The following is an 8,132-nucleotide window of genomic DNA, read 5'->3' as shown; positions in this document are numbered from 1 at the left end:
CCCCGCCTCCGTCGTGGCCCGCACCGCCGTCGACGATCCGGCGCTGCTCGACTGGTACGCGGCTATCCCGCGATACGCGCGATGACCTGCTCGATGTAGTCACCGAACAGCGCACCCATATCGACGGCCTCGGGATCGAGCAGCCACTGCTGCTGTAGGCCGTCCATCATGGCGAACACCTGCCGCGCAACGGCTTTGGTGTCGATACCGGCGCGCACCGTGCCCTCGGCGATACCCGCGTCGAGGGCACGCGCCAGTTCCGACTCCAACCGGCGGTAGCGATCCGCCGCCCAGGCGTGCGCCGGGTGGTCATCGGTCACCGATTCCCCCGTCACCACCGTGAACAGCTGCACCAGCCCCGGCACGTGCGTATTGTGCTCGACCAGCCGCGCCAGGCGGCGCAGCGCGTCCGGACCGCGCAGCGGCGCACCGAATTTCAGCCGCTCGGCATCGAGCCGGTCGCGGTATTCCAGCACCGCCGCCAGCAGTGCGGCCTTGGTCGGGAAGTAGTGCAGCAGGCCGGGCTGGGACAGTCCGCACAGGTCGGCGATCTCGGCGATCGAGGAGCCGCGGAACCCGTTCTCGGCGAAGGATTTCAGCGCCACGTCCAGAATCTGCTCCCGGCGCGCGTCGCCACGCGGGCGGCTGCGGCGTTGCGCCATGATCTCCTCCTTCCACCGTTCACGCCGACAGTAGCGGCGGGCGGGTCACCCATCCGCATCGGCCACCCGACCCATATTATCTCAGCTTGATAACATTCCCGAGTGCTCGCTCGGTTTGCGATGAATGCGCTGGCACACTCGACCTCATGAGCCAGGCCGCCGACGCCCCCACCGATATCGTTCCCGTCACCCTCGACGGCGGGTACGGAACCCTCGCGGCGTGGGAGGCGGTGCCGCCACCCGGCGTCCACGCCCGCGGCACGGTCGTGCTGGTACCCGGATTCACCGGTTCCAAGGAGGACTTCACCGCCATGCTGCCGCTGCTGGCGGCGGCCGGATATCGCGCGGTGGCCTACGACCAGCGCGGACAGTGGCAGTCCGACGGACCCGACCAGATCGACGGCTACCGCATGGACGACTTCCTCGGTGATCTACTGAAGGTCGTGGACCAGATCTCCGGCCCAGAGCCGGTGCACCTGGTCGGCCACTCCTTCGGCGGCTATGTCGCACGGGTCGCGGTGGTAGCCCGACCCGAACGCTTCCGGACGCTCACCCTGCTGGCCTCCGGCCCGTCCTCGGTGTCGGACATCAACTTTCCGCCGCCCAGCATGGTCGCCCAGGCCGTCGAAGCGGGTGGACAGGAGTTCATCTGGGAACAGATGCGCGACGCCCTCTTCGCCGCCGGAGCGGCCGACCCGACCCGGATCGACTTCCTCCACCGGCGCATTCTGGCCACCAAGAAGGCCAATATCCTCGGCATTCTGCGCGTGATGGAGGTGCCGCCACTGGCCGATCCGTCCGTGCTGCGCGCGGCGGGAGTGCCCATTCTGGTGGCCTACGGCGATACCGGCGATCTCTGGAATCCCGAGGTGCACGAGCGGTTCGCGGCGGCGCTCGGCGCGCGCCGCGCGGTCTACCCCGGCGTCGGACATCTCCCCAACGAGGACCGGCCCGCCCAGGTGTGCGCCGATCTGATGGCGTTCTGGGACCACCCCACCGCTCAGTAGCCTGATATTTGCCGACCATCGAGAGAGGGAACGGGGCATGCGCATGGACGACCTCATCGAGGACCTGCTCGCGAAACTCGACCTACCCGCCAAGCTGCGCCTGATCTCGGGCGCGGGCATGTTCCGCTTCGCCGGTGACCCCGACATCGGGTTGGCCGAAATGCCGGTCTCCGACGGGCCGTCCGGCGTGCGCGGCGAATACTGGGACGAACGCGATCCCTCGGTGAGCCTGCCCTCCGGAACCGCCCTCGCCGCCACCTGGGATCCCGAACTGCTCACCGAGATCGGCGCGCTCATCGCCCACGAGGCGCGGCGCAAGGACGTGTACGCGGTCCTCGGCCCCACCATCAACCTGCACCGATCACCCTTGGGCGGCAGGCATTTCGAATGCTTCTCCGAGGATCCGGTGCTCACCGCCGGCATGGCCGCGGCCTACGTGCGCGCCGTCCAAGCGCACGGCGTGAGCGCGTGCCCGAAACACTATGTGGCCAACGACTCCGAGACCGACCGCTTCACCGTCGATGTGCGTGTCGACGACCGGGCGCTGCGCGAGCTGTACCTGTACCCGTTCGAACGGTGCGTCGACGCGGGCGCGTGGATGATCATGGACTCCTACAACTCGGTCCACGGCGTCACCATGACAGAGAACCCGCTGCTGAACGAACCGCTCAAGGGCAGCTGGGGATTCGACGGCGTCGTGGTGTCGGACTGGACGGCCGTGCGCACCACCGCCGGTGCCGCCCAGGGCACCGATATCGCCATGCCCGGACCGCCCATGCTCTGGGGAGCACCGCTCGAAGAGGCGGTGCGCCAGGGCGAGGTACCAGAATCCGCGATCGACGAGAAGGTGCGGCGCATCCTCCGCTTCGCCCGCCGGGTGGGCGCGCTCGACGGATCACCGAAGGCCACACCCGAATTCACTGACGAGCAGGCGCAGGCGCTGGTGCGGCGCGCCGCCGCCGCGGGCATGGTGCTGGTGCGCAACGACGGTGTCCTGCCGCTCGCACCGGACACCACGGTCGCGCTGCTGGGACCGCACGCCGAACTGCCGCGCTTCATGGGCGGCGGCAGCGCTACCGTCATCCCCGCGCACACCACCACACCCGTCGAGGGCCTCGAAGCCGTTCTCACCGTGCGGCACACGCCCGGCGTTCGACTCGAGGAGAAGCTGATCCCGGTGCCGCTGGAGCTGGTCACCGATCCCGACACCGGCACACCGGGAGTGAGTCTGCGCTACCTCGACGGTGACACCGTCATCGACACCCAGCACCGCACCGCGGGCAATCTCATGCTCTTCGGCGACCACGAGGCCGCCACGGCGACGACCCTGGAGATCCGGGCGCGGCTGCGCGCCGACGTGACCGGTGCGTGGCAGATCGGCGTCGGCACCCTCGGACAGGCCCGGCTGGAACTCGACGGCGAGACCGCCCTCGACGAGACCATCACCTTCGAGGGCACCGATCCGGTGGGCGCGATCCTCTACCCACCCCAGCGCGCGGTGACCCGTACCCTCGCCGAAGGGCAGGAGGTCGACGTCCGCATCACCGTCGCCGCGCCACCCGCCATCCCGGGCCTCGGCGTCATTCTCGGTCTCACCTTCGGCATCACCCGACCGCAGCGTCCCGCCGCGGCGGAATTCGCGGCCGCCGTGGAACTGGCGCGCACCTCCGATGTGGCGGTCGTCGTGGTCGGCACCACCGAACAGATCGAGTCCGAGGGTTTCGACCGCACCGATCTGCGCCTCCCCGGCCGCCAGGACGAACTGGTCGCGGCCGTCGCCGCCGCCAATCCGCGCACCGTCGTGGTGGTCAATTCCGGTGCGCCCGTGGAAATGCCGTGGCGCGACGATGTGGCGGCCGTGCTGCTGTCCTGGTTCCCGGGCCAGGAGTTCGGGGCCGCCCTCGCCGATGTGCTCACCGGCGCGGCCGAACCCGGCGGGCGACTGCCCACCACCTGGCCCGCACGCATGGCCGACGTGCCGGTGCTGTCGACGACACCGCAGGCCGATGGCACACTCCGCTACACCGAGGGCATTCACGTCGGTTACCGGGCGTGGCTGAAATCCGCTGCGGCTCCGGCCTATCCATTCGGTCACGGGCTCGGCTACACCACCTGGTCGCTCGGCGATCTCGCCGTGGACGGCCGGACCGCCACGGTGACGGTCACCAATACCGGTGACCGCGAGGGCAAGCAGGTGGTACAGGCGTACCTGTCCCGGGCTGACAGCGCGGTGGACCGCCCCGTGCGGTGGCTGGCCGGATTCGCGGCCGTCACGGTCGCCCCCGGCGCTTCCCACACGGTGCGCATCGCCCTGCCGCAGCGGGCTTTCGAGCATTGGACCGAGGCGGGCTGGACGACCGAACCCGGCCCGTTCACCCTCCACGTGGGCACGTCGGTGACGGATCTCCCGCTCACCGCCGAGATCAGCTGAACACCAACCGGTTCCAGCCGGGTCGGATGCCTTCGAAGCAGGTGCCCGACCCGGCTTCCCGCCACCGAACATCCTTCGTCGCGGCTCGCTCTATACCTTCAGGAGCGGGCACGAGCCCGGTCGCGACACTTCGAACACACATAGTTAAATGCGCATATCTGAGTAGTGGTATACGTGAAGGCACCCTGGCACGGTTCATCCTCGTGCGGGCACGCAGCGCTACACCGGACCCGTGGACCCTGAACACCGACACCCTCGCGCTCCTGACGAACGCGCGCTTCGACCCGGCCACTCCGCTGTTCCGCGCCGAACGCGCCCACCAGATCACGGCAATGCCCGCCTGGTCAGGCTGGACGGCTACGGCCACACCACATCCAGCACCTGCACCCGCGAACTGGGCGACGCGTACCTCATCGACCTGACGCTGCCCGCCCCCGGCATCACCTGCCCCGCCGACCGCGCCCCTTCACCTGACCACCGCGAGGGAACCGGCGGCAACGGCCGAGAGACCGCCGCCACCAGTACCCCCCCGTGCGTTACTTCTTGCGTTCGCGCTTTTCGCGGACGCGGATGTTCACTCGGACGGGGGAACCGTCGAAGTTGAATTCTTCGCGGAGGCGGCGTTCGAGGAAGCGGCGGTAGCCGGCTTCCAGGAAGCCGGTGGTGAAAAGGACGAAGGTCGGCGGGCGGGTGGATGCCTGGGTGGCGAAGAGGACGCGTGGGAGACGGCCGCCGCGCATGGGGGGCGGGGTCGCGGCGACGACTTCCTTGAGCCAGGCGTTCAGGCGGCCCGTCGAGATGCGCTTGTCCCAGGATTCCAGGGCGGTTTCCATGGCGGGCACCAGCTTCTGGACGGCGCGGCCGGTGTGGGCGGAGATGTTCACCCGCAGCGCCCACTGCACCTGCACCATCTCCCGCTCGATCTCGCGTTCCAGCGCCAAGCGGCGGTCCTCGTCGACCAGATCCCACTTGTTGTAGGCGATCACGAGGGCGCGACCGGCGTCGGCGACCATGCTGATGACGCGCAGATCCTGTTCGGTGATGGGCTGCGAGGCGTCGATGAGCATGACCGCCACCTCGGCGGCCTCCAGGGCCGACTTGGTGCGCAGCGAGGCGTAGAACTCGTGGCCGCTGGCATTGCCGACCTTCCGGCGCAGCCCCGCGGTGTCGACGAAACGCCAAGGCTTGCCGCCCAATTCGACCAGGGAGTCGACCGGGTCGACGGTGGTGCCCGCCACATCGTGCACCACCGAGCGCTCGAAGCCCGACAGCTTGTTGATCAGACTCGACTTGCCGACATTCGGCTTGCCGATGAGCGCCACGCGGCGCGGGCCGCCGGTACCGCCGGTGCCCTCACGCGGGGTTTCCGGCAGCACCGCCAGCAGGTCGTCGAGCAAATCGCCGGTACCGCGGCCGTGTGCGGCCGACACCATATGCGGTTCACCCAACCCGAGCGACCACAGCGACGCCGCCTCGGCCTCACCCTTCTGGTCGTCCACCTTGTTGGCGACCAGAATGACCGGGGTCTTGCTGCGGCGCAGCGTCTTCGCGACGGCCTCGTCGGTGGCTGTCGCACCGACCGTGGCGTCCACCACCACGACGATCGCGTCGGCGGTCTGCATGGCGATCTCGGCCTGGCGGGCCACCGACTGTTGCAGCCCCTTGGCGTCGGGCTCCCAGCCGCCGGTGTCCTGTACCAGGAATGTGCGCCCGGCCCAGTTGGCCTCGTAGCTGATGCGGTCGCGAGTCACGCCCGGCACATCCTCGACCACCGCTTCGCGGCGGCCCAGAATCCGGTTCACCAGCGTGGACTTGCCGACATTCGGGCGGCCGACGATGGCCACCGTCGGCATCGGCACCTGCTCGGCCTCGTCATGTTCACCGGCGAGTTCGGCCAGCTCCCAATCGGTTTCGTCGGCCCAGACGCCGTCTCCGGCAAAAGTATCCTGCGTCACTACGCACCTCCTGCCGAAATCTGCTGCCGCACCACGCGATACAGCTCGTCGATGACCTCGTCCATATTCAGCTCGCTGGTGTCCACCAGCACCGCGTCCTCGGCGGGACGCAGCGGCGACACCTTGCGGGTGGAGTCGAGGTTGTCGCGGCGCTGCACATCGGCCAGCACCGCCGCGAAATCGTCACCGCGGCCCTCGGCAGTGTTCTGCGCATTGCGCCGCGTCGCCCGCGCCTCGGCGGAAGCGGTCAGGTAGACCTTCACATCGGCGGCGGGCAGCACCACGGTGCCGATATCGCGTCCCTCCACCACGATGCGGCCCGAGGTGGCGGCGATATCGCGCTGCAGGGCGACCAGCTGGTCGCGCACCTCCGGCACCGCGGACACCGCGGACACCGCCTTGGTGACGGCATTGCCGCGAATCTCGGCGGAGACGTCCTCACCGTCGAGTTCGATGACCTCTCGGCTGGGATCGGTGCCGATGGACAGCGGCAGCTCCTTCACCGCCACCACGATGGCGGCGGCGTCCGTGAGATCGACACCGCTGCGCAGCACGCGCAGCGTCGCCACCCGGTACATCGCCCCGGTGTCCAGGTAGCGGGCGCCGAGGCGGGTGGCCAGGCGTCGCGACACGCTCGACTTGCCGGTGCCGGACGGGCCGTCCATGGCGACGACCAGCGGGCCCGTACCCGTCAGCGCATCCTCGGCCACCATCGCACTCCTCACACCGTTCACAACGACACCGCCTCGTAGAGCTTCCCGATTTCGTCCCGACCCAGTACCCGCAGCGTGCCCGGGCGCTGATCGCCCAGTGCGACGGGTCCGATATTGGTGCGCACCAGCGCGGTCACCGGATGGCCGACCGCGGCCAGCAGGCGGCGCACGATATGTTTGCGGCCCTCGTGCAGGACCACCTTCACCAACGACTTACCCTCGCCGACCTCGAGTACCTGGAAACGGTCGACCTTGGCCGGGCCGTCCTCCAGTTCGACGCCGTCGCGCAGGCGCTTGCCGACCTCGCGGCCGTGGATCTCTCCGGCGACGGTGGCGAGGTAGGTCTTGGAGACCTCGAAGGAGGGGTGCATGAGGCGGTGCGCGAGATCGCCGTCATTGGTGAGCAGCAGCAGGCCCTCGGTGTCGGCGTCCAGGCGGCCGACGTGGAACAGGCGCTGACCGGCCACCACGCGCTCGGCGACGATATCGCCGACGCAGGGGCGGTTCATCTCGTCGGCCATGGTGGACTGCCAGCCCTTGGGCTTGTTCAGCGCCAGGTAGACCTGTTCGTCGCGGACCACCACCCGCACGCCGTCCACTCGCACCACGGCGTGATCCGGATCGATGCGCAGGCCCTGCTCGCGCACGATCGCACCGTCGACCTCGACGCGGCCCTGGTCGATGAGTTCCTCGGCGGCGCGGCGGGAGGCCACCCCGGCCTTGGCGAGCACCTTCTGCAGGCGTTCGCCTTCACCCCACGGCAGCTTCTTCGGCCCCTGCGTTTCGGGCTCGACATGCTGGCGGCGGGCCGGTTTGGCATTGTTCAGCACCGGGCCGGTGACCACGACGCGCTGCGGCTTGGGCTTCTTCTGCTTGCCGGTGGGTGGCGTGGCACTGGGCGCGGTGGTCGGAGCGAACGGACGCCCGCCACCGATCCGGCCGCGACTGCCACCGAGGTGATGGTCGCCCTGACCGCCACGCGCGCCCGCACCGCGGAAGCCACCGGGGGCCGCGCCACGCGACCCGGCAGCACGAGTGCTCCCGCCTCGATTCCGGTCCGCGCGAGCATTCCCCTGCCCACCGTCCACGCCGCGATTCCGGTCGCTCCGGGGGCGGTCGGTGCCGTCGCCGCGAGTCCACTCGCCGAAGCGCGGGCCTGCTCCACCACGGGCCGCCCCACCTCGCGAACGGTCGGTACCGCGATCACGATCGCCGCCACGCCCGCTGCCGCCGCGATTCCACTCGCCGCCGCGCGTACCGCCCGCGTTCCAGTCGGACCGGCTGTCTCCTCCGCGTGAGTCGTATCCGCGACCGGCGGGCGAGCCGCCACCGCGCGAGCGGTCGGCGCGGGCGTCGTTGTTCGA

The 8,132-nt window shown here is 69.7% G+C and carries 7 protein-coding genes; 3 read left to right on the top strand and 4 right to left on the bottom strand.

The window, feature by feature from the left end; translation table 11 throughout:
• Positions 1-62: 62 nt before the first annotated feature.
• Positions 63-662, bottom strand: coding sequence for a TetR/AcrR family transcriptional regulator (locus tag QK444_RS27670; RefSeq protein ID WP_282785084.1), 600 nt, complete (start codon positions 660-662; stop codon positions 63-65).
• Between the two features lie 146 nt (positions 663-808).
• On the opposite strand from QK444_RS27670, the gene QK444_RS27665 reads away from it, so the two are divergent.
• The 3 genes from QK444_RS27665 to QK444_RS27655 all read left to right on the top strand — a co-directional run bounded on the left by QK444_RS27665 (position 809) and on the right by QK444_RS27655 (position 4,704).
• Entirely contained in the window at positions 809-1,669 is an 861-nt protein-coding gene (locus tag QK444_RS27665; protein WP_282785083.1) for an alpha/beta hydrolase, read from the top strand.
• 37 nt (positions 1,670-1,706) lie between these two features.
• Positions 1,707-4,100, top strand: a complete 2,394-nt coding sequence (locus QK444_RS27660; RefSeq protein ID WP_282785082.1) for a glycoside hydrolase family 3 C-terminal domain-containing protein — start codon at positions 1,707-1,709, stop codon at positions 4,098-4,100.
• A gap of 232 nt (positions 4,101-4,332) precedes the next feature.
• A complete protein-coding gene (locus QK444_RS27655) occupies positions 4,333-4,704 on the top strand; it encodes an alpha/beta hydrolase (RefSeq protein ID WP_282785081.1) in 372 nt (123 codons plus the stop codon).
• Here the strand turns inward: QK444_RS27655 and der are convergent.
• The 3 genes from der to QK444_RS27640 are packed head-to-tail and all read right to left on the bottom strand — an operon-like array spanning position 4,637 to position 7,856.
• Entirely contained in the window at positions 4,637-6,055 is a 1,419-nt protein-coding gene (gene der, locus QK444_RS27650) for a ribosome biogenesis GTPase Der (RefSeq protein WP_282785080.1), read from the bottom strand. The genes QK444_RS27655 and der overlap by 68 nt on opposite strands.
• Positions 6,055-6,768, bottom strand: coding sequence for a (d)CMP kinase (gene cmk, locus QK444_RS27645; RefSeq protein ID WP_282785079.1), 714 nt, complete (start codon positions 6,766-6,768; stop codon positions 6,055-6,057). Before cmk ends, der begins: the two co-directional genes overlap by 1 nt.
• A gap of 17 nt (positions 6,769-6,785) precedes the next feature.
• A complete protein-coding gene (locus QK444_RS27640; protein WP_282785085.1) occupies positions 6,786-7,856 on the bottom strand; it encodes a pseudouridine synthase in 1,071 nt (356 codons plus the stop codon).
• Positions 7,857-8,132: the final 276 nt, after the last annotated feature.

Source organism: Nocardia sp. CC201C (assembly GCF_030010695.1).
GTDB lineage: Bacteria > Actinomycetota > Actinomycetes > Mycobacteriales > Mycobacteriaceae > Nocardia > Nocardia otitidiscaviarum.
The sequence above is the reverse complement of the archived record's forward strand: the minus strand, read 5'-3'. Positions and strand labels throughout refer to the sequence as shown.